Consider the following 21,780-nt stretch of genomic DNA (forward strand, 5'->3'; position numbering starts at 1 on the left):
CATCACTATGGACGCTCGATACCCGTGCCGATGTCAAGCGGATCGTGAAAAGAATGATTTGCGCCCGAATTCTTCTCTTCTGTCGCCGGAATTCGAATACTGCGAGAGGAATTCGACTCTTCCGCATTTCCTAGCGAGGCGATGGCGATCGAGGGCTCGTCGAGATGAGGCCGCCACTGCGCGGGGCGCAGTGGCGGTGGTGGAGGTGAAGCGGTTGTGGTCAGTCGTCGTCTGTTATCAGGTCGGCGGTGGTGAGGTCGGTGTGCAGGTCGGCCAGTTCGTCGAGGTCGGCGTCGAGTTCGCGGGCGGCGAATTCGGCCGGGTCGTCGCCGGGGTCGGGCAGGTGCCCGTGGCGCAGGGTGGTGGCGAGGGCCGCGAGCCGGTGGGCGAGTGCCTCGGCCTGGTCGGCCAGTTGGTTATGCCGCCGCTCGAGGAGGTCGGCCGCGTGGGCGCGCTGGGCCGCGAGTAGCTCGCGCATCTGCTGGTGCCATTGCTCGCTGCCGCCGTCGGCGGCCAGCAGATGCCACGGACGAGCCACACCACGCGTGCCTTCCGGTGTTCGCAGTGAGCACTCGAGGGTGCCGTCGTAGAGGTACACACCGGTGACCGTGGCCCGTAGGTCGGGCCGATCGGCGAGTGTGACCTCGTCACTCACCTGGATCGGGCAGTCGGCACCGGGCAGGGTGACGGTTACGGGGGCGGTTGTCGTGTCGTCGTTGGTCATCGTGGGTTTCCTTCCGGGATTGCGTGGGTTGTCGAAAATGATTGCGGGGGCCCGAGATTCAGCGGTACCTGAAACGGCCGGGTCGCTGCCGTGGCGCGGGGTTCGGTGTCCCGCGCCACGGTGGCGGGGTCGGGGTTATGCGGTGCGTACGGCTGCCACGGCGGCGCGGGCGATGGCGGCGGCGGTGTCGGCGGGGTTGGTGAGTTCGTGCACGGTCGCGCCGATCATCGGTTTGGACCATGTCACCTCCGGTGTCAGCCACAGCACCGCGCAGCCGCTGGCGCGCAACCGATCCAGTCGTTTCTGCGCGGCGGCGCGGGGCTCGTCACGGAAGCAGCCGTCGGAGATTATGACCAGTAGGCGGATGTTCTGCGGCCGGGACAGTCCGAGCGCACCGTCGAGGGCATCGATGGCGGTATCGATGGCCTCGTACAGGGCGGTGGCGGCGAAGTCGGTCACCTTCGCCGGGGCGGTGCCCGGGTAGGTGACCGGCAGTACCTCCCTGCCGAAGGTCAGCGTGGCCGTTTCGGCTGGCATCACAGCGAGTTTCGCGGCGGTGGCAATGATCCAGGCGGCCGAGGCCACGTCGGCGGTGTAGTCCTCCATCGACCCTGACACGTCGCAGGCGATCCCGATCCGCAGTGGTGGCACGGGCACGGGTTTGGCGGTGGTGCGGGTGAACGGTTGCGCGGTCGGGACCGCCCCGGCGGCGCGCTGGGCTTCCCGGGCCAGCACGCCACGCATACGCAACCGGCCCGGCGGCAGCGCGGAGGTGGTCTTGGTGACCGCGCGCTCGCGCTGGCTGGCGGTATTCAGTGCGCGGGCCAGCACCCGCGCGGCGGCGCGTTCGGTGTCGCGAGGCACACGGGTGCTGCGCCCGGTACTCCGGCCGGTGCGCGGACGTTTGCCGAACACGTGCGCCGCTGTCGAGTCGGCGCGGTCGGTGTGGCGGGCCTCCTCCCGCGCGGCTTGGTCGGCGAGGTCGGCGGGATCGGGTGGGAGTGGGTGTGCGGCAACGTTTTTCGCGATGTTCCCGAGTGTGCCGGTGACAGCTTCGCCCAGCGGGGAGCCTGGTTGCGGGGTGGTGTGGGGTTCGGGGCCGACGATCTCGGCCCAGCGCCGCCCGAGTTCGAGCATGCCGGTGGTGTTGGTGTCCGAGAGCCGGTGCGCGATGCGCCACAGGGTCCGCAATTGCCGCAGGGTGTCGCGGCCGAGCACGGTCTCGATGGCGGTAGTGGCGGGTGCGCATTCGTCGGTGTCGAGTACGCCTGCGTCGATGCGGGCCAGCATGAGCGCGGCGGCGTGGGCGGCCGCGTAGCGGGTGGGCGCGAGCCGGGCGGTGGCCAGCTCGCCGCCGGTATCGGCGAAGACCAGCTCGCGGGTGCTCGCGCGCAACCAGTGCCGGTCGTTCGGGCGGCGGCGCAGTTGGGCGGCCTCGATGCGGGACTCCTCCAAAAGCATTGCCGCCCCAGCGATCTGCGGGTGCGCGGTCGGCGGTGGACTCCAGCGGGTGTGGGTGGCGTGGGCGCATTCGTGGGTGAGCGCGCCCCAGGTGGGTGCGTAGCGGTTGCGGTCGGCGGTCCGCCACGGGCGGGCGGTGGCAGGGTCGATGCCCAGGTTCGCGCCCTCGATGGCGATGAGGGTCGCCTCCGGAACGAACATCGCGAGATTCCCATCGGCCGCGCCGGGGGCGATGACCACGGTGAGGTCGTCGCGGTCGGCGATTGCCGGAGTTTCGGCGGTCATCGCATCGGACAGGGTTTCCCACCCGGTACGGGCGGGCGGCGCGGCAGTCGGGGCGGTGGGAGCGGTGATCACGTGCGAAGCGGCGGTCATGGTGGGCGATACCTTTCGGTGGTTGGTGTGTCCCCGGGCGGGCACCCGGGCAGCGGGGCGGGTCAGGACTTGATGCGGGCACCCAGCGCGAGGGGCTTGTAGGCGGTGCCGAATTCGGTCTTGACGACCTCGGCGACGATCGCGCGGTCTTCTTCCGGCGCGGTGCCGACCAGGTTGGCGGCGGCGGTGGCGGTGTCCACAGCGGCAGCGATCTTGGCGAACGCCAACAACTCTCGCAGTTGCGGAGCCCACCCGATCTCACCCCGAGCGACCCGCCCAGCCAGCGCCTGAGCCACGCGCACCGCACGCGGGTTCACCCCCAACCCGGCAGCCAGCTCGTAGTCCGAGCACACCTCCACCTGAAACGCGAACCGGGAAGCCAGCGCGTCGGACAGGATCGCGCCGTGCACACCGGGGTTGTGCCCAGCGACCACGAAGAACCCGGGCTCTGCGGTCACGATCTCGCCGCCGTGGGCCTTGATCACGATCTCTTTGCGGCCGTCCATCGCCGGGTACACGCACGAGAGCACCGTCGGCGGGATCAGGGTGGCATCATCGATGAACAGCACGCGCCCCTCCCGCATGGCCCGAACCAGCGGACCGTGCACGAACGCGAAGGTGCCGTCAGGGTTCTGGGTGTACTCCCCCACGAAATCGGCGACGGTGGTATCGGCATCCCCCTGCACGGTCAGCAAATCCCCGTAGGCGGCCTCGATCAGCGAGGTCTTCCCGGTGCCGGGCGGCCCGTACAACAGGACCGGGACCTCGGCCTCGCGCATCGTTTGCAACACATCCACATCCGCGCTGCCAGCCAGTTTGCGCGGGTGATACAGCTGCCCGTTCGGACGCGCCACCGGCCCGCCGGTCACCGCGACCGGCGCGCTGGCAGCGGGGGCGGGGGCGGGGGGTCGCTTAGCGGCGGGCCGCTTGCGGGGGGCGGTAGTCGGCCGAGGCGTCGGTGCGGGTGCGGCGGGGGCGGTAGTCGGGGCGGCGGCGGTCGGGGTGTGTGCGTTGGCGCGGTAGCGGCGCGGTGCGCTGGCGGTGCGGTCGGCGTGACCGGCGGCGGTCAGTGCCTCGAGCGCGTTGCCGACAGCACCGGAGGAACGCGACAGGGTTTTCGCGATCTCGCGGGGGGAATGCTCGCGCCCCGGATCGCCTGCCAGTACACCGGCGACCATGCGCCGCAATTCACCATTTCCCAGACGGGCACCGGAAGCGGGTACCGGGGCAGCGGGTGATGTCATTTCATCTCCTGAAAGTCGAACCCAATTCACGTACACCTGACGCGGATCGTGGCATACGTGTGGCGAGGCCACCAATGGGATTTCCGTGAATTCCCCGGCGAATTCCGGGGCACGTCACGACGCTAGCTCGGCTCACAGCGCGACCACAACCCGAAAACCCAATTATTTTCGAAATTATCCCGCGAGCCTCCCTATTCGACAACGCAAGAATGAAATGAAACGCGCACAGCCACACCTGGCCACGACGGCGACACCGCCGAAAACAATAAAGACCAAAGAGAAAGAATGACACAGAAGGACAGGAGGACAGGGAAACGGAGATACCTACAGGGATGAACACCCATCGGCCGGGCGACCAGGAGACCGCCGACGAGCGGCGACGGAGCATGTCTATATAGCTTTGTATATAGACAATCCTCGATGACGCCCGCCCGGATATGTACCGTCTCACCTGCGGTTTCACCGCGATGGGGTGGCGTGTTTTGACCACACCACCGAACACCACACGGAATACCACCATCGAACACCCCCCGCATCTACCTCTTCAAGATCACGAGAAATTCTGTACATAATCCGATATGGCTTCGAAGCCATTTGAAATAAGAAATAGGCAAATATTCCATGCCGTGAAACATATCGCTCGAGTATTTTCACGGGCCGCGATGTATCGCTATTTTCATCATATACACTATTTTCAGACCCCGTTCGGTTGATTAATTCATGCAATGCCGACCCGGGAGAGGCGATCGTGTTCTTCTCGCGCCTCGCATGGTCGATGCCGGGCCGACTCGACATCTATTTCGTGGTGCGGTTCAGGTGTTCGAGGAGTTGGCGTGTCCTGAGGCTCGGGGTCTGGTCGATTTCGGCGAGTTTGTGGGTGAGCAGTGAATAGGTGCGGGTGAGGGCGGCGTGTTCGCCGAGGCGGGCGTGCAGGCGCAGAATGTCTTGCCAGACGGTTTCGTTGTAGGGGTCGATCTCGATGATTGTCTCGAGCAGGCCCAGGGTGGCGCGGGGATCGTTTTCGGCGGTGCGGGCGGCCAGCCAGCCCAACGCGTTGAGGGCGTCGCGGCGCGCGGCTTCGCGCAGTGGTTCGACCCACGTGTCGGTGAGGTCGGTGGCCAGGACAGTGGTGGCCAGACCGGCGATCCGGTCGCACGCGGCGGCCTGGTCCTCCTCGCTACTGGCGCGGCGGCGTTGCGCCACGGCCGCGGTGAACTCCCAATAGTCGACGGTGATCGCCAGGGGTGAGAGCCGGTAGCGCATGTGGTCATCGGCCAGCGGCGCGGTGACCTGGCCGCCGGTCGCGGTGGTGATACCGGTGCGAACGCGGCTCAAGGTGTTGGCCAGCGCGGCGGTGAGCTTGGCCGGGGGGTGCTCGCCCCAGAGCACATCGATCAGCTCTGTCCTGCTCAGTCCCTCCGGATGCAGGGCGAGCACAGCCAGAACCTCCCGGCTGCGTGGCCGCAACTGGCCCGTGATCTCCACACTCTCACCGCCCTCAGGTGCGCGCCACAGGACCCGGGTCGGCCCGAACACCCTGATCGCCAACACGGGCTCGGCCTGCTTGCCAGACGGGCTCGACGGTGCCGAGTCGTGTTGGTGGGCAGGAGCATCGGTGGCTCGGTCGCCCTCGCGCGGGCGGATCTGCTCTTCGCCCCCGCCAGGTGCGGTGTCTCGGGGTGCCGGTACACGCGTGGGAGCGGTATGCGGTCGGGTGGGGGCAGCATCTGTATCCGGTTGCGAGCGCGCGGGTCTGGGCGCGGGTGTGGGCGCGGGTGTGGTGGTGGCTGGGTCGAGCCGGTACACCGTGGGCGGCGGGGCCGTGCGGCGGCGAGCGACGGCGGTGGTGTGGCGGGTCGGCGGGCGAGTGCGCCGTTGCTGGCCGGTCGTGGCCGGTCGTGTTGGACGGAGTTGCTCGTGCACGGCCGCGGCGATGGTGCGGGCGGGCGGGAGCAGACGTCGACCGCGACGGGGCTGCCGAGTCCCGTGTAGCAGCGCCTGGGCCGAGGCTCGCGCGTTGGGCAGGGCTCCCAATAGTGGCAGGGCGAGGGCGGCGGCGAACTCGCCGCGCGGGTTGTCCCCGATGAGCAGCACTCCACGGTGACGGCAACCCCGGGTGAGCGCCAGGATGCGGCGGGCGGCGCGTGCGGGGTCGATGTAGTCGGCGCGGACGACGACCAGGCAGGCGTCGGCGGCGGCCAAGACCGGGGCCAGCGCCGAATCCGGCTCGGGGGCACCGCAATCGGCGAACACACTCGCCCCGAGGGCTCGCCAGCTCGCGTGCGCACCGGCCAGCAGCGAGGCGGTCAACCCCGTGCGAGTCGCGTCTGGGCCTGGTGGTGCGGCCAGTACGGGCACGCCGTTGGGCAGGAACTGCACGTGCTCGAGCACCCGGTCGGCCTTGAGGGGTGCGTTCGGGTCGATGGTGCGAGCCAGGCTCGCCAACCCCAGATACGGGTCGGTCCCGACCAATTCGGCCAGCTGCCCGCCTGCGGGGTCGGCCTCCACCACCAGCGCAGCCTCGCGACCGGGCCAGGCTCGGGCCAGAGCCACCGCGGTGGTCGTGGTCCCGGCCCGCGGCCCCAGACCCGCGACCGCGATCAGCAGCGGCGCCTGCGAGCCCGAGGCCGCCGGTGTCGCCGTCACGAGGACATGCTCGTGACCGCCACGACAGACAGTGTCCGACGGCACTCAAACCTCCGACGTAGCGGGCGGATTCGGCGGGCGGGGGTCTGTGCTGGCGTCGTGGTCATCCCTGCCCCTGGACGTTGCTGATCAGCAGTCCACCGCCCTCGCCCGTGCGGGTGTTGATGACCTGGAGATAGTCCACCCGTTGCCGGTCCGGGTGCAGCTCGACCACGTGCACGTTCGCGGTCGTCTCCGAGATCGGGGTGATCGCCACGCAATGGGTGCTGCCTATCGGGATCGAGGCGATCCCAGCGGCGAGCCCCTCGGCGGTGATCCCGGACTCCGGTGCCAGCACCCGCATCGCGGCCTCGGCGCTGCGATCGATGTAGTAGGCCGCCTCGAACGCCGCGATCACTCCCGCAACAGTCGCGCTGGTGTCTGCGGGGCGGTCGGTGACCAGGGTGCCCGACAACCCGGTGCACGCCCCCTCCACCGCCGCTGTCGCGCTCGCCGGTACCGCCGTGGCATGCACCGGATCTGCAGGGCCACGAGAGTCGTTGCCCCACACGGCCACCACACCGATCACGACGGCCACAGTGGCCGCCAGCGCGGCCCACACGCGCCCCGGCACCCGATACCCGCCCCTGTTCCGCAGTGGCCGTGCTACCGCTGTGTCTGCCGTGTCAGGAGTCTGCGGCAACGCCACCAGCCAGCGGCCCTGTTGTGCTGATGGTTCCGGACTCGCCTCGACCCCGGTCTCGGACTCGAGATCGGGGTCGAGGTCGGACACGAGGTGCAGGGCCGGTGCCATTCGCGGCTGCTCGAGCCAGGCCCACGGGTCGGGCTCACTGGGCTTGGGCTTCTTGCCGAACATCATTCACCTCCCCTCATCGGGAGTAGTTCTCGCAAACGGTTGATTCGCCGGGCCTGCCCGCACCCCGTGGAGGGGGTTTTGGGGTGCGGGCAGGGTTCCCCGGAGGGGGTCTAGGAGCGGGCCGCGCGCTCGGAGTCCGGCGGCACGCGGCCGGTGTTCGGTGGCCGGCGAGTGATGTCCTCGCCCAGCCTGGCGAGGACATCGCTGGTGGCGGCGTCCGCGGTGTCGCGGTGGTCGGCGTCGTACTCGCGCCAGCTGACCTCGGTTCCGCGTTGTCGGTAGGCGATGAGTGTGCGGCGCCCGGCGTGCACCGGAACGATCGCGTCGGCACTGCCGTGATACAGGTGCAGCGGCATCACGGGTTTTGTGTGGGCGAGAGTTTCCAACGCCAGCACACGCCGCCACCAGGGATCGTTCCACGGGTCGGTGCGTCGGCACCAGTGCGCCAGCGGTTGCGGGAACCGTTGCAGCAGTTCGGTTCCGGTGAGGTGTTGCGCTTCGGCGACGGCCTGTACTCCGTCCTCGGTCAGGACGTGGCGCAGCGGGATGTGCTCGTAGGCTCGTGAGAGTCCGATCAGCCCGGCCAGCCCCACTGCCGCGCCCTCGCCCTGGCTGTACGCGGGGGCCAGCGCGGCGAGGTCGGAGGCGACGGCTCCGGCGGCGATCCCGCGCAGATCCAGCTCGGGCGCGTACCAGGGATGCAGTTCCCCAGCGGCGGCGACCGCTCGCCCGCCGTCGGCGTATCCCCAGGCCACGACCGGTGCGACCGGGACATCGAGATTCGCGCCTCGATAGACCGCACGCGCGAGGTCGAGCACGACCCGCCCACCGGCGCGCGCGGCGAGGAAGGTGTGCGGTTCAGCTGCGGTGACGCCGAGTCCTTCACCGTCGGGCACCGCCACCACCCACCCCCGCCCCAGTGCCGCCTCGATCCCGGCGGTGTCGGGTTCGGCGCCGATCGCCAGCAGCTGCGACGGCGCGCACGGCCCACCGAGTCCGCGAAACTCCGGGCAGTACACCAGGATCGCGGTGGCACCAGGTGCCGGGACCGCCTCGGGTATCAGCACGATCCCCGACGCGGGGATGAGTTCGGAGCGGGAGTTCGTGGAGATGTAGATGATCTGCCACGCTCCCGCCGCCCGGGTCAGTTGCGGCACGAACACCGGCCGTGTCCGCACCAGGTCCCCGGGGCCATGGTGGTCGAGGTTCGGCGCGTCGTAGAACTCGCTGTTCACGGATGCCTCCCGGCGAGGTCGTGGGCCAGCGCGGTCATCCACGCGACCCCGCTGGCGAGCTGCCCGGCAGCGGCGTAACCGGTGTGGCGACCATGCACGTCGGAATACTGAAGCCACACAGCCGGATTCATCAGATCGGCGTTGTCGGCGACCAACTGCCCCCACGCACCCGAGAGCTGCGCGGCCAGTTTCGGCAACTGCCCGACCGGGTCCCCTGCCACGACAGCGGTGATCTGCCCCCAACGGGCGGTCGCGGCGGCCGTATCTTCCGAGGTCGGAGGTGGGGTGCGGGGGTCAGCGGCAGAGGTGAGCCGCTCGGCGAGACTGGCCTCAGGCACATAGTCGACGACGCCGGAACCGAGGCGGAAGTCGCGGTTCACCACGGTGGTCCAGGCGTCACCGAGCACGCCCGACAACAGTGCCTGGATCGAGCCGAGCGCTGCTAGGGGATCACGCAGGTCGGCCTGGGCGGCGATCTCGGCGGCCATCCGCAACAGCACGGCGTGATCGGGTGCCGCGCAACTCAAGTCGCGCTCAAGGCAGATATCGGCCACCCGACCGGTCAACGCGCCGTAATCGAGTCCCTCGTCCGTGGCGATCCCGCTCCCGGACGCGGGCGCGGTGGTGATCGCCACCCCCGACACCGCCGCCCCCGCTGTGCCGGGGGCCGGGTCGGGGGTGAGTTGTCCAGGGCGGCCGGGGATCACAGGCGATCCCGGGGCGCGATCGGGATCGGAATAGAGCGCGATACCCGCGACCCGCTCGGCCGGGACCGGTCCCTCGCCCGCGCCGACAGCTCGCGCGAATTCCGATACCACCTGCGCGCCTTGGGAGTACCCGACCCCGGCCAGCGCGGTGTCCGGGCACGCGGCGGCGATCCGGTCGGCGGCGTCCTCGAGCGCGGCGAGGCCCTCGCGCACCGACTCCGTGTAGGGGTCGGGGCCGCCGCCGGTGCCCACCGCGCCCCCGAACCCGGCGGGATAGGCGATGTAGCTGCGCTGCACCAGATCCGGGACAGCAGCCACCACCGGGCCGAGCAGCGCTCCGAGCATGCCGGTATCAGCGGTCGCGGACGCGTCCGGGGAAGACTCGCCGGTGCCCTGCACCCCGAGCACCCACAACACAGGGCAACCCGACCCGGTCACCACCGGCTGCGCCGACCCCGACCCCGCCGCGCACAACACACCCGCCGACGCCGCCAGCACTGCCGCGGTGAGGATACGAATCCCGGTCACGGCTCGCCCACCCCCACACCAGCACCGAAACCCGCACCCACCGTGCCACCAGCGACCGCGCCGATCGCCGCTGCGGCACCGCCCAGCAGGGCCGCCCCGGCGGCAGCGCCCGCCGCCGCACCGACGGCGGTACCGGCCACACCGGAGGTGATCGTCCCGATCACCGGCACCTCCACCACCGTGCCCAGAGCGGCACCGGCGATTCCGCCGACAGTGCCGCCGACGAGACCACCGACAACTGCACCGAGGGCCGCGACCGGTGCTCCTGCAACAACCGCGCCACCCGCACCGCCCAACGCGGCACCACCCACGGTCGCACCGCTGACCCGATCGGAGCGTCCGGCGGGGATACCGACCGAATCCAGCGCGGTCGCGACCTGAGCCTCAGCGCCTGCCGCGGCAGAGTTGATGGCATCCGCCCACTCCGGGGGTAGCCAGTCCGGGCGCGGTGCTTCCCACTGCCCGACTCGAATCGCGTTCTCCGGCGGCTCGATCGGCGCTACCGGCGCCACCGGTTCGGGCAAATGCAGATCCTCGATCGCGATCGGCTCCACAGGTTGATCCACCAATGGCGCAGGGCGTGTCCCGGATCCATTGCGGATCTCAGGGGGCTGGGAGTAGTACACCGGCGGGGGCGGCACGGGTTCCGGCGGAGCTGGGGTGGAGGTTCCGGGCTGCGCGGGGCTGGTGACACCGGGCTGATCGGTGATCGCTGCGGGCGCATCGGTCGCGTTCGCGGTCGCCGCCGACAGCAGCATCACGATAGGCACCGCACCGGCGAGGACCGTCCGGCCGCCGCGAGACAGACTGGTGTGCACACGGTTTCGGCGCACATCGCCGATTACACGGCACTGGACCGGACGTGGACGGGGCGATTTCCGTGATTTGGACATGCCGAATAAACCCTTCATCGGTCAGGGCGATTAATGAGAAAGAATGGTGAATACGCGGGGGCGGGTGCGCGTCATCGGCGGCCCTCCCAGAAGCGAAAGGGCTTCTGGGAGGCCGCTTCTCAGGTGCTCACGTCACACGAACATGAAGATGATCGACAGCGCCTGCCACACCACGTTCAAGGCGTTGGATGCCACGATCAGGCCGTCGTTCAGGATCTGCAGGGGATCCACAATGGTTCCTTTCACTTGGTTGGATTTGCAGTTCCATTCAAACGTCGAAAAGTGCTGCTACACCAGTGCTTCGACGCACCTAAATTGCGTTAACGCCGCCGAAGGCAAACTGCTAAACCGTCAAAGTGCAGGAGATTTGCCACGCACTTCACGCAGTCAGCGTGAAGCAGCGAAACTTCGAAGACTGCCGTCTAACACGCCATTCGGTGCGTCATCCTCCCCTTGCGACGCAGCGAGCCTCTGTTTGCGAGCTTCGGTTGTAGGACCTTGCCGCGAGACACCCGTCCTGGGGCTAATCCTCCTGCACTGCAAAGCTTTTGGTGTGACTGACCGCTGTCGGCGCTCTCGCGATCGAGTTGGGGCGGCGTGTAGTGTGGCCAGCAGTCGGCGAAATGGGCGGGAGCGATTCGTGCGTGTCCACCACTTGAATGGCGGAGGAATGCGGCCCTTCGGGGGCCGTCTGATCGACGGTCGACCGGGGGTTTTTCGTCGGGCAGAGGTCGCGTGCCACTGCTTGTTGATCGAACATCCCACGGGACTGGTCTTGGTGGATACCAGCTATGGGGAGCAGGCAACCATCCAGCCCGAACTCTGGGTTGGGCAGAAGGTCATCCGACGCACCAACCCTGTTTTCGACCAGGTGATCGCCCGGCAAGTCGAAGCACTCGGATTCTCACGCTCCGATGTTCGCGACATCATCACCACACATCTGGACCTGGATCACGCGGGCGGACTCGCAGATTTTCCGGACGCGAATGTGCACGTCTACCAGGCCGAACTCGATGCCATGACCGGCCCGCACGGCCCCAAAGAACGATTCAGATATCGGCCAGTGCAGATCGCCCACGGCCCCAAATGGATCACCTACAGCGAGTCCGACAGCAGTGACGACCAGTGGTTCGGCTTCACAGCGGTGCGGGAACTGAAGGGCCTGTCCCCGGAGATCCTGATGGTTCCGCTGGCCGGACATACCCGCGGGCACGTCGGGGTCGCCGTCGACACCGGGAACGGTTGGCTGCTGCATGCCGGGGATGCGTACTCCTATCACGGCCAGATGGCACACCGACCGCGAATGCCATTGGGAGCACGCATCTTCGAGCAGTCGGTGGACACACTGCGCCCACAACGAGCAGAAAACCAGCGCCGGTTGCGCGAACTCGTGCACAATCACCGCGACACCGTGACGGTGTTTTCATCGCACTGCGCTACCGAGTTCCGACAGCTGCGTAACGGAAGACCGACGGCCCCCGACAGCACCGACTAGGGCTCGCCTGCACTGATCGAAAGCGCCACCGCCCACCACACGTCCGCTTGCCGGAACCCCACGTACGCACCCGCTTTCGGGACACAACAGCATGCTGTTGACCACGCCAGCTCATATCGGCTGGCCGCTGTTGTGAGTCGTCATCGGACTTAGGCCGCAGCAAGCGGACCATCGACCGGCGTCAGGTGGTAGGTCCACCACGGCCGGAACGGCACCTCGCTCACATCGATCGAGACCCACATCGGCCGCTCCTCGCCGGTGTCGATGTCCGTGATCACCGAGTACTCCAGGCTGCTATCCATCGACGCCCAACTCTGCGGGAAATCAGTGCCCCAAAGCTCATCCCAACCCTGTGCATGGCGGCACGCATCCACGACGGCGTCAACTTCGTGCTGCGCTACCAAACCGGGCGACATCAGTTTCAACGACTGCGTCAACAAGTGCACCTCGAGGCCCCAACCCCCCAGGACTTTTCGCGCTGCGGGCTCGTTCACCAACCACTCGATGATGTTTCGACCAGGAACCAACCCCGGAAAGGCCCTCAGGTACTTACTGTTCGCCGCCCGCACCTTGAACAGCGGCACTTCGTAGTAGCACGCAGGCCCTGGGTAGGCTTCCAAAATCCGCAGGTCACGGGTTCCGATCGGGTGATCGGCGGCAACGTGGGAAGGGATAAGGCTGGTACGCGTCAGAGCGAGGACCATCCGCCCCCACCAGGTCGGCAGTGCGAGCGCTCGGACGATCGCCTCGAATGATTCGATGCTCAGTGTGCGCGTGCCGTTCTCGGCCTTCTTGATCTGATCCGCACTCAGACCCACCAACCTGCCAAGATCCTCGGGCCTTTCCAGCCCGACCTCCATCCGACGCGTCCTCAACCACTGGCCGACAGCCTTGGTGATCTCTTCCAATGCTCGCCCCTTCCCTCCCCGGATCGCCGGGACACACTGTCCCCGAGTCGATCTTGACGATAACCGGCCAGTATATCGAGACTTTGTGCATACGCATTGTTGCGAACCCCAGGGCCATAAGCGATGTCATCGATCATCAGCAGTCGAAAGAAGCGCCAATGAATGCCGCGCAACACCCCCGCAACGCACGAACCGGCGACATCTCTACCCACCGGAACCAGCAGAGAAGGATAAACTTGGCGTGAACCGCAATACCCGCTCACACAGCGACCGCAGACGCAGACCTCAAGCCTGCATCCCGACCCTGCCCGACACACTGCGGCTGAACCGAGACCACCTGCGTCTATCACGAGTCGCGGCCTACAAACGCCACGGCGTCAGCCCGTCCTACCTGCGTCAACTCGAAGTCGGGGAGCGAGTCCCCAGCCCGGAGACCCTCGATAAGGTGATCACCGGCTACGGCCTCAGCCACGAACAAGCACGCCACATCCGCGAACTCCGTTATCCAGCAGAGGATCTCACCCCAACCGATAACCTCCGCCAGTCGGTACACGAGAACAACGCACTGAGGAACCACATCCAAGACCTCGAGGAACGGGGAGTGCTCGCGGCCTATGTGGACCCCATGTGGAACGTACTACTAGCCACCACGGAATTCCGTGCCGGTATGCCCGGACTCGAAGAGTCCGAATGCATTCCGGTATGGCTGTTCAGCCCGATCGCGAAAACGGTCGTCATCGACTGGCAACGCGAAGCAGCCCACTCCGTAGCCACCATCAAAGCCGTACTCGGCCGCTACCGCGACTCCGAACAAGCCCACCACATACTACGAAAGCTACGCCCCAACAACGCCTTTCACGACCTCTGGAGATCGAGCTGCAACGTCGCCTACGGCCGCGCCGCCAGCAACCCAGTCCACTGGATCCACCCCGCATCCGGCGCACCAACCTCCTACAGCCTCACAGTCGCCGATGTCACCCAGCCCCAACACATCCAGCTCATCACCGCGCTACCCAAACCGTACAGCGGACCACGGCCGCACTAACGCCGCCCGCAGTCATCGCGTTGGTGGCATCGTGGCCAACTATCTGTCCACCAAGTACCAACTGCTGCGAAAGATAACGGCCACCGTCACACCGGATGGTTCCACAGCATAGTCGCGAACGATTCGGCCGCATCAGGACAGGAGCAGTCAATCACCCAGCTCAGTCCGATGAGTTCTCCGCGTCCGGGACGCCTACCCAGGTATGAGGAAACTGATCTACTCGTTCGGCGTGTCCCTGGACGGCTATGTCAACGACCGCGACGGCAGCATCGACTGGACGCATCCGGACGAGGAGCTGCACCAGTTTCACAACGACAGGTACCGCGAGATCGAAATCTCGCTGCACGGTCGTCGCCTGTACGAGTTGATGGCCGAGTATTGGCCGCACGTGCCCGAGGACGCGCCGCGCATCGAGCGCGAGTTCGGCCGGCTCTGGACCGACAAGCCCAAGGTCGTCTTCTCCAGGACGCTCACCGAAGTCCACTGGAACAGCACCCTGATCAGCGAGAACGCGGTCGAGGAGGTCCGCAGGCTCAAGGCCGGGGGCGACGGCGTCATGGAGGTCGGTGGCGCGAGCCTCGCTGATGCCACACGGGCTCATCGACGAGTACTGGCTGTTCCTCTATCCGGTACTCGGCGGCGGCACGCCGCTGTTCCCGTTGCTGGACAAGCGAATCCAGCTCCAGCTGGCCGACACGAAGCACTTCAACAAGGTAATGATGCTGCTGCGCTACGTGGCCAACTAAGGCCGGTTCAACCGCCCAGCCCGTATTCAAGTGCGACCGTCTTAGAGTGCTTTCCACTCCCACGGCTTCGGGACGTACCCACGCAAGCAAGCAATTCGATGCTTCGCCTGTTGCGCCGCAACGACATTCGCTCCAGCGCGCTCCAGCGCGAATCCCACCCAACGTAGCTCTTGGATATCGGCGAAGAGTCTGAAGTCCGACCACCCCGTGATGTCCTGGCCGCCATAAGTGTTCACGAACGCCAGGTAGTCAGCCTCGGGAATCCGCGCGAAGTCCGTGTAGTCGACAGCGAGCTGAACAAGATCCCATTCCGGTCGGCCAACCGACACCTTGTCGAGATCCAGCACTGTCGGAACACCCGATGGCGGCACAGCCAGATTGCCTTGCCAGGCATCACCATGAATCACCGAGAGCCGTAGCGGATCCGGCAGCATGTCATACCGCTGGCGTAGCTCGTCGTAGCGCGTCAGCAACCACGTTCGGTCATCGTCGCTCACTGTGCCCGCGGTCGCCAACCGGGCGCGAAGATCACCGAACGGATCATATGTCGGCAGCTCCGGATCGGCCGGTGGCGCCAAGGAGTGGAGTGTTCGGAGCATGGCTCCGAGCTCAGCAGGCGTCGCTGGCCGATGGTCCGGGATGAGATGCCACCAGGTGACGGGTCGGTCGTTGACAACGATCGGTTGAGGTAGTTCCGATACCGCTGCCACGGTCTGGATCCCAGACCTGTTGAGCCACTGCGACACTCGCAGCTCCCGCTCGGCGTCCTTCAGGCTGCCGGGCCTCCCGATCCGCGCCACGATGTCACCAACCCGGTAAATGGCGTGGGATCCTTCGCGGATCACCTCTTGCTCATTCAGGGTGAGGTCGACTCGTTGGGCGGCCTTCGCCAGTATTTCCTCGGATGATGTTGCTGCGGTCATAACGCTGCTCTCGCCGCAGATCGGCGGGTGATGACTTCGCGCAGCTCCACGACGTCCCTCATTCGCCGGTGACGTGACGAGGCAACGGCCAATCGCTGCAGTTCGTTGTGGATGCGATGAGAGTCGAGCTGGCCGGCCTGCGTGGCGGCACGGATTCCAAGAGCCGCTGCTTCCTTGGGGTCGCCGAGCTGCATCGTAAGGGTGGCCAAGCGTGTCAGCGAAAACGTCTGGGAACGGGGGTATTCTGCGGCCTGAAGTTCGACGGCTCGCTGAATCCTGGGCGCCGCCAACTCGATTCGGCGTCGAGCTTGGGCGATTGGGATCAGGGCTTTGCCGGTGCTGCCGAGGTGCTCCGCCTCGTCGTAGAAGCACAGCCACGGGGCGTCAGTGGCAGGGGTGCGCTGGGTGAAGTATTCGTCGGCGCGTGCCACCTCAGCGAGTGCTTCGTCGGGTCGTGCCGTAGTGGCCAAGTATTGGGCGCGTAGGGCGCTGAGCATGGCGCGGGTTGTGGCGGAGAGTCGGTCGGATCGCACCTGGGCCAGCTCGATGAGCGACAATCCGCCATCAGCATTGCCGATATAGGCCATCTTGCGGGCCATGTCGGCGAGTGTGCTGGCGCGCAGTTCCCATGATCCGGCTGTGTCGGCGCACCATAGTGCGAGCCGGAACCTCCGTTCAGCCGCCGTGTGATCGCCGATGTCGAAGGCGGCGTATCCTGCGACGCTGCCGAAGTTGCCGATCGCTTCGAGCAGGGCCCGGCGGGTGCCCGGCGACGCTTTCGCATCGAGTAGTCGCGCGAAACGGCCTAGTTGTCTGCCCGCGACCAGGCTGATCGAGCCGCCGCCACGCAGGTTCTCCGCCGAAGCGATTGTGCGCGTGGCCGTTTGGACGTCGATGACCTCGGTCGTGCCGACACGGCGGATCGGCTTGTCGTCGGCGTTCGGGCCGAAATAGTGGGCAGGATCGATGCCCGGATCGAAAGGGCTGAATAGATTTATCGCGAGCAACCCGTCCGGCTGTGGCACCGCTTCGCGTCGCCGACGATTCGGTACGAAGCCCAGCTCACTGTCGGTGGCGTGCAGGATGGCGCGGAAGGCTTCCCGGTAGAGCTCGTTGGGCCACCGGACAGTGCCACGCTCATAGCGGGCGATGGTGCGGGCATCGAGTTCGCGCCGCTGACCGTGCTGACGCCAGATGTAGGCATTGACGGCCTCGGCCAGCTCGGCGCGGCCCATTACCTGACCAGGAGTCACCCGCGACGGTGTGGCCTCCCGTCGCCGCTGGAGTTGCACGTTCGGTTGCATGCGTCCCCTTACCGGTGTCCGTCGGTTGAGTCTATCCAGCCGCACCGACACCGAGCCGGGCGGATTATCTGCCCCGTAACTTGCCCTCTTTTGGAAGCGCCGCGTGCGTGAGGCTGGAACAACGGCTCCGATCTGGCGGAGGCGTCATGCACAACGTGATCAGTTGGGGGAACCAATGAGACCATGCGAATCGGCCCGAGGCGCTCTCGGTGCGGCACCAGCGTCGCGTATCGTCCGCCCGGATGTTGAATCTGGGTGGCGCGCAGCACGCAGTGTCGCTGACCGCAGCGCAACACTGCGTGCCGGTGTAGTGGGCCTCGGGCATCAGGCTGTCAACGATCACCTACCAGCGCTCGTAGCCTCGCATCACGTCGAGTTGGTCGCCGTCTGCGATGAGGACCCGAACGTCATGCGCGAGCAGCAAGCGTTGCATCAAGTGCCCGGCTTCGCTGATCACCGCAAAATGTTCGAGGCGGAGCCGCTCGACCTGGTGGTGGTCTGCGTGCCACACGACGCCGGTCGGGCGGTCATCGAGTCGGCCGCGGAGCACAAGGTCCACGTCCTCAAGGAAAAGCCGTTCGCCACCAGCCTGTTCGAGGCCATCGAACTGGCGCAGTTGTGCGAACGATCCGGCATCGAGCTGATGGTCACGCTGCAACGGCGATTCAATCCGATCTATACGAGCTTCCCGCAGCTCGCTGATCAGATCGGCGCACCGTTTCTGATCGACGCGCGCTACACCGTGCATGTCGATGACCCGTCCGAGGGCTGGCGCGGACAGACCGCCAAGGCGGGCGGCGGCTGCGTAATCGACATGGGCTACCACCTCATCGACCTGCTCCTGTGGTATTTCGGATTGCCTGACAGTATCGCCGCCGAGCTGTCGGTCGGTGCACGGCCGGACCGGCGTTACGACGCCGAAGACACTGCGCTCATTCACTTTTCGTACGAGAGTGGCCTCTACGGTTCGTTGCTCCTCTCGCGGTTCATCGGACCGAAGACCGAAGAGATCCGGCTCGTCGGATCTGACGGCGTCGTGCATCTGGAACGCGGCCGCATCCGCCGACTAACCAACAGCGGCGAGGTCATCGAGTCGCTGCATCGTGAACAAGCCTGGCCCTCGGCCGCGGCCTGCCAGATCGACTACTTCCACCGCGTCATCGACGGCACACGACCCAACCTCAGCGGTCCAGCCGAAAACCTCGCGCACATGGCCTTCGTCGCCGCCTGCTACGAAGCCGCACGCACCAACACCCACATCAATCCCAAGGAGCTCTTGTGACCTCACCACTCGCGCTGCTCGGCGGCCCACCCGTCATATCCGAAGCAGCACCGCACTTTTCATGGCCACCACTGACCGAGGCCACCAGCATCGCGATCCTCGGTCAGCTCGACGAGGGCATCTCGATCTACGACCGCTCCGGTGTCATCGCCCGACTCGAAGACGCACTCCAGCACTACTTCGGTGCCCGCTACGCCATCCTCACCAGCTCAGGCACAGCTGCGCTGTATTCGATGTACGCCGCCTGCGACATCGGGCCAGGCGATGAAGTGATCGTGCCCGCCTACACCTTCTTCGCCACCGCCACACCGCTGCTGCATTTGGGCGCGACCCCAGTCCTGGCCGATTGCGACACCAGCGGCAACCTCGATCCGGTCGACGTTCCGCGACGCATTACCGAACGCACCAAAGCCATTGTGGTAACGCATATGTGGGGGATGCCCGCACAAATCCAACGTCTGCGCACACTGGCCGACGCCCACGGCCTGCTACTGCTCGAGGACGCGTCCCACGCTCACGGGGCAAGCATCGGTGAGCAGAAGCTCGGCACGTTCGGGCGAGCCGCCGCCTTCAGCATGAACGGGCCAAAACCACTGTCCGCCGGGGAAGGCGGCTTCATCCTCACCGACGACGAGGAGGTGTATCACCGCGTCTTGCTGCATGGCCAATACAACAAGCGGTGTCGAAACGAAATACCAGCGCATTCGGACCTCAGTCGATACGCCGTAACGGGCATGGGACTCAAACACCGCATCCACCCACTAGCCGCAGCCATTGCACTGCAACAGCTTTCACATCTGGATGACTACCTCGCAGGCCGTCATCGCATCGCCGAGCACATCCACGACGAACTCCGACGAGAGCCGGGCCTGACCATCACCCGGCACGAACCGCACACCCAACCGGCCTGGTACGGACTCACGATCCTCTACGACAGTGAATTCTTCGATGACGTGCCGGTCGAGCGCTTCCACGCCGCGTTGCAGGCCGAGGGCTGCCACGAATTCGACCGACCAGGATCCACCTGCCCACTGAACCTGCTGCCTCTCTTCCAGGAGCCAGGTCCACTGTTCCCGGCCTTCACCGGCAAACTGGCCTACGCTCCTGGCGATTACCCACGAGCCGAAGAGCTCCACCACGCCACTCTCAAACTCCCCGTGTGGCATCGAGACGAGGACCTGCCTCTCGTCGACCGCTACATCGAAGCGCTCTACAAAGTCATCACCCACCACGCCGATTTGAAGGGATAGGACTCGATGATCGAGACCACACTGCTGGAGAAGTTGACGCGCGAAGCCGACCGGGATGAGGTGCAACAACTCGTCGTCGGCGCCGTCGTCCAACACGGCGGCAAAGTCCTACTGCTGCAACGCCCCGCCGACGACTTCATGGGTGGGATCTGGGAACTTCCTAGCGGCAAAGTCGATCCCGGCGAAACCATCGACCAAGCCCTGATCCGGGAAGTCAAAGAGGAGACCGGCCTCGATGTGACTGCCATCACGAACTACCTCGGCGACTTCGACTACCAATCCGGCAGCGGCAAGAAAAGCCGCCAATTCAACTTCACCGTCGACGTCGAGAGTGCCGAGCCCGTGGAACTGACAGAACACGACGCCTACACATGGACCAGTCTGGTGGACGAGCCACCGGTCACCGATGCCGTCAAGCAGGTCCTAGCGCGCTACCGGGAGAGCTGAACGGGCACACGCAATTCGGCCGCGCAGAGGGGTGAAACTGCAGTCTTCAAAAGCGCCAACAGCCCGCTCCTGAAACGGAGCGGGCTACGTTGATGGTGCATGGTCGAGCTACTGGTCATCTGCAGCGTCTTCGATCACCGGCATTACCTCGGTGTCGTCATCTTCGCTCCACCACCGCCGCGGCCTCGCCCGCGACGACGCACTCGTCGACACTTCGTCGCCGAGCTCGTTCTCGTCGGACTCCCACGGATCGACCCGCCTCAACACATTCCCTACCGCGTGCCGCCCCTGCAGCTCGGTTGTCTTCCGCCAGTAGCCCAGCAGGAAGCACAACACCGCTGTGAAGACGACTGAGCCGCCCCACGGGATGGCGACGAGCAGCGTTGGCATCCTTCAGGATTCGTCCTCGCAGACAAGCACATATGCCGCCTCGGCATGCACGACGCAGTCATCCGGATGGTGGTAGCGGTGGATCTTGAGGAGCTGCCGAGCACGCTCAGGGGTGAGTTCCATCAAGTGCACCTGGCACATGTACTCGGCCAGCACACCCTCGGCTTGAACGAATGTCCTATGGTCGAAGGAGTTTGTCATCAGCACTCTGCCTCGTCCGGCGATCTGTTCGCCAGCGGTGCGTCAACGTCTTCGGTGGCCGATCCCTCCGGCCGAATCGTCCTCGGTGGAAACCCCTCCCTCGCTGTCTCCGGCAGCCGCACCCGCCCGGCCCGTACGTCGGCGACCAGCTGGTCGAGCGCTTCGATTTGTCGATTCAGCTCCGCCGCATCATGTTCGGCGTGGGCGGATTGGTCCTGCCGCAGCGCCACCAGTAGGTACTTCCCGCCCAACCAGGCCACCATCTCGCCATACGACGACGGATTCGTGGGGGCGTTGGCGTCGACCGCAATCCCGCTAATGTGCCCACCCGCTTCACGGTCGATCAGCCACGTCAACAGTGAAAGGTGCTCCTCGGCCGGGGCACCCGTGTTGCGGCCATGCTCGTAGATGTAGCGCCAGATGCCGATGTACTGCCTGGCACAGCGCATGAGCACGGTGCCGGGTTCGTCTTCGCTCGTGAACACCCGCAGGAACGGCCCGGCATCCGGCAGTGGCTGGTCGGGCCGAGCCTCAACCGGTGGGGCTGAAAAGAGCGCCGATCTGTTCGGTGAGAGTCCGAATACAAAATGATCTGGTGGTTGATGGTCAGATGGCACAGTGGAGCGTCCCTTCACATTTCGCAGACAAATGGTGCTCGATGGTTGGCCGGTGCGGTCAGTCCCAAAGCTCGCCGCACGGCAAAGGCGGCAGATCGACGCGCACATCGTCATCGACCGTGACGACGAATTCGGGAAAACCCTGGGCCAGTTCATCGGCCACGTTCTGGGCTTGTTCGGCACTGGCTTGGTAATCCAAGTTCAGCGCTCCGGATTCGATGTGGATGTGGCGAATTCGGCGCGGCGGCGGTGCGACATGCGACTGCTGTGTCGTCACCACCATCACCGCAGTCTGTTCGGGCCCAGAACCATCCGACCGGCCTCGACCAGGATCTGCTGCGCGGCAGCCTTGCGCGGGCACTGCTTCGCACGGCAAGCAATATGGATCTGCATGATCTCGTGCGCTTGGGCAACCGTGAACGGCAGCATCGGCGCCTGATGGGCACCAGCGTCGCACAGGGCGATGAGTTGGTACATGGCAAGAGAATTCGTGGGCATCGCAC

The 21,780-nt window shown here is 66.1% G+C and carries 21 protein-coding genes and 1 pseudogene; 6 read left to right on the forward strand and 16 right to left on the reverse strand.

Translation table 11 applies throughout. The features are described from left to right. Positions 1-220 precede the first annotated feature (220 nt). From ACHQ4I_RS30250 to ACHQ4I_RS30285, 8 genes are all read right to left on the reverse strand, one after another. Entirely contained in the window at positions 221-724 is a 504-nt protein-coding gene (locus tag ACHQ4I_RS30250) for a hypothetical protein (protein WP_420775288.1), read from the reverse strand. A 135-nt stretch (positions 725-859) separates the two neighbouring features. Continuing rightward, entirely contained in the window at positions 860-2,560 is a 1,701-nt protein-coding gene (locus ACHQ4I_RS30255) for a VWA domain-containing protein (protein ID WP_420775289.1), read from the reverse strand. A 62-nt stretch (positions 2,561-2,622) separates the two neighbouring features. After that, the gene (locus tag ACHQ4I_RS30260; protein ID WP_420775290.1) at positions 2,623-3,804 is read right to left on the reverse strand and encodes an AAA family ATPase; all 1,182 of its coding nucleotides are present in this window, start codon (positions 3,802-3,804) and stop codon (positions 2,623-2,625) included. A gap of 795 nt (positions 3,805-4,599) precedes the next feature. Further along, the gene (locus ACHQ4I_RS30265; RefSeq protein WP_420775291.1) at positions 4,600-6,450 is read right to left on the reverse strand and encodes a BTAD domain-containing putative transcriptional regulator; all 1,851 of its coding nucleotides are present in this window, start codon (positions 6,448-6,450) and stop codon (positions 4,600-4,602) included. A gap of 103 nt (positions 6,451-6,553) precedes the next feature. After that, positions 6,554-7,309: a DUF8176 domain-containing protein gene (locus ACHQ4I_RS30270; protein WP_420775292.1), complete on the reverse strand. Its 756-nt coding sequence runs from the start codon at positions 7,307-7,309 to the stop codon at positions 6,554-6,556. A gap of 107 nt (positions 7,310-7,416) precedes the next feature. Next, positions 7,417-8,541, reverse strand: a complete 1,125-nt coding sequence (locus ACHQ4I_RS30275) for a lipase family protein (protein ID WP_420775293.1) — start codon at positions 8,539-8,541, stop codon at positions 7,417-7,419. Then, positions 8,538-9,776 (reverse strand): cutinase family protein, encoded by a 1,239-nt coding sequence (locus ACHQ4I_RS30280; protein ID WP_420775294.1) that lies wholly within the window; start codon positions 9,774-9,776, stop codon positions 8,538-8,540. The genes ACHQ4I_RS30275 and ACHQ4I_RS30280 overlap by 4 nt, the downstream gene beginning before the upstream one ends. After that, positions 9,773-10,609 carry a hypothetical protein gene (locus ACHQ4I_RS30285; protein WP_420775295.1) on the reverse strand — a complete coding sequence of 279 codons (837 nt, stop codon included), beginning with the start codon at positions 10,607-10,609 and terminating at the stop codon, positions 9,773-9,775. Before ACHQ4I_RS30285 ends, ACHQ4I_RS30280 begins: the two co-directional genes overlap by 4 nt. Positions 10,610-11,339: 730 nt before the next feature. On the opposite strand from ACHQ4I_RS30285, the gene ACHQ4I_RS30290 reads away from it, so the two are divergent. Beyond that, positions 11,340-12,164, forward strand: a complete 825-nt coding sequence (locus ACHQ4I_RS30290) for an MBL fold metallo-hydrolase (RefSeq protein ID WP_420775296.1) — start codon at positions 11,340-11,342, stop codon at positions 12,162-12,164. 149 nt (positions 12,165-12,313) lie between these two features. On the opposite strand, the gene ACHQ4I_RS30295 is transcribed toward ACHQ4I_RS30290, so the two are convergent. Continuing rightward, complete coding sequence (locus ACHQ4I_RS30295) at positions 12,314-13,072, reverse strand: helix-turn-helix domain-containing protein (protein WP_420775297.1); 759 nt, start codon at positions 13,070-13,072, stop codon at positions 12,314-12,316. Positions 13,073-13,313: 241 nt separating this feature from the next. On the opposite strand from ACHQ4I_RS30295, the gene ACHQ4I_RS30300 reads away from it, so the two are divergent. Together ACHQ4I_RS30300 and ACHQ4I_RS30305 are read left to right on the forward strand one after the other, a co-directional pair. Then, a complete protein-coding gene (locus ACHQ4I_RS30300; protein WP_420775298.1) occupies positions 13,314-14,117 on the forward strand; it encodes an MmyB family transcriptional regulator in 804 nt (267 codons plus the stop codon). A 202-nt stretch (positions 14,118-14,319) separates the two neighbouring features. Continuing rightward, positions 14,320-14,863: pseudogene (locus ACHQ4I_RS30305) on the forward strand (dihydrofolate reductase family protein). A gap of 41 nt (positions 14,864-14,904) precedes the next feature. Here ACHQ4I_RS30305 and ACHQ4I_RS30310 read toward each other — a convergent pair. Next, positions 14,905-15,786 carry a phosphotransferase enzyme family protein gene (locus ACHQ4I_RS30310; protein WP_420775299.1) on the reverse strand — a complete coding sequence of 294 codons (882 nt, stop codon included), beginning with the start codon at positions 15,784-15,786 and terminating at the stop codon, positions 14,905-14,907. Beyond that, positions 15,783-17,090 (reverse strand): NsdA family TPR-like regulatory protein, encoded by a 1,308-nt coding sequence (locus tag ACHQ4I_RS30315; RefSeq protein WP_420775300.1) that lies wholly within the window; start codon positions 17,088-17,090, stop codon positions 15,783-15,785. The genes ACHQ4I_RS30310 and ACHQ4I_RS30315 overlap by 4 nt, the downstream gene beginning before the upstream one ends. 175 nt (positions 17,091-17,265) lie before the next feature. Here ACHQ4I_RS30315 and ACHQ4I_RS30320 point away from each other — a divergent pair, with 175 nt between their 5' ends. Genes ACHQ4I_RS30320 through ACHQ4I_RS30330 form a run of 3 tightly spaced genes read left to right on the forward strand, consistent with a single transcriptional unit; the run spans position 17,266 to position 20,069 of the window. Then, a complete protein-coding gene (locus ACHQ4I_RS30320; RefSeq protein WP_420775301.1) occupies positions 17,266-18,372 on the forward strand; it encodes a Gfo/Idh/MocA family protein in 1,107 nt (368 codons plus the stop codon). Then, on the forward strand, positions 18,369-19,622 hold the full coding sequence (locus ACHQ4I_RS30325; RefSeq protein WP_420775302.1) for a DegT/DnrJ/EryC1/StrS family aminotransferase: 1,254 nt from the start codon (positions 18,369-18,371) through the stop codon (positions 19,620-19,622). Before ACHQ4I_RS30320 ends, ACHQ4I_RS30325 begins: the two co-directional genes overlap by 4 nt. A gap of 6 nt (positions 19,623-19,628) precedes the next feature. Next, the gene (locus tag ACHQ4I_RS30330) at positions 19,629-20,069 is read left to right on the forward strand and encodes an NUDIX hydrolase (protein ID WP_420775303.1); all 441 of its coding nucleotides are present in this window, start codon (positions 19,629-19,631) and stop codon (positions 20,067-20,069) included. A gap of 108 nt (positions 20,070-20,177) precedes the next feature. Here the strand turns inward: ACHQ4I_RS30330 and ACHQ4I_RS30335 are convergent, their stop codons facing one another. The 5 genes from ACHQ4I_RS30335 to ACHQ4I_RS30355 are packed head-to-tail and all read right to left on the reverse strand — an operon-like array spanning position 20,178 to position 21,775. Then, positions 20,178-20,459, reverse strand: coding sequence for a hypothetical protein (locus tag ACHQ4I_RS30335; RefSeq protein ID WP_420775304.1), 282 nt, complete (start codon positions 20,457-20,459; stop codon positions 20,178-20,180). A gap of 3 nt (positions 20,460-20,462) precedes the next feature. Then, complete coding sequence (locus ACHQ4I_RS30340) at positions 20,463-20,660, reverse strand: hypothetical protein (protein ID WP_420775305.1); 198 nt, start codon at positions 20,658-20,660, stop codon at positions 20,463-20,465. Continuing rightward, positions 20,660-21,295: a hypothetical protein gene (locus ACHQ4I_RS30345; protein WP_420775306.1), complete on the reverse strand. Its 636-nt coding sequence runs from the start codon at positions 21,293-21,295 to the stop codon at positions 20,660-20,662. Before ACHQ4I_RS30345 ends, ACHQ4I_RS30340 begins: the two co-directional genes overlap by 1 nt. A 40-nt stretch (positions 21,296-21,335) precedes the next feature. Continuing rightward, positions 21,336-21,560 carry a hypothetical protein gene (locus ACHQ4I_RS30350; RefSeq protein WP_420775307.1) on the reverse strand — a complete coding sequence of 75 codons (225 nt, stop codon included), beginning with the start codon at positions 21,558-21,560 and terminating at the stop codon, positions 21,336-21,338. Continuing rightward, positions 21,560-21,775 carry a hypothetical protein gene (locus ACHQ4I_RS30355; protein WP_420775308.1) on the reverse strand — a complete coding sequence of 72 codons (216 nt, stop codon included), beginning with the start codon at positions 21,773-21,775 and terminating at the stop codon, positions 21,560-21,562. The genes ACHQ4I_RS30350 and ACHQ4I_RS30355 overlap by 1 nt, the downstream gene beginning before the upstream one ends. Positions 21,776-21,780: the final 5 nt, after the last annotated feature.

It is taken from the genome of Nocardia nepalensis (genome assembly GCF_048910785.1).
GTDB lineage: Bacteria > Actinomycetota > Actinomycetes > Mycobacteriales > Mycobacteriaceae > Nocardia > Nocardia nepalensis.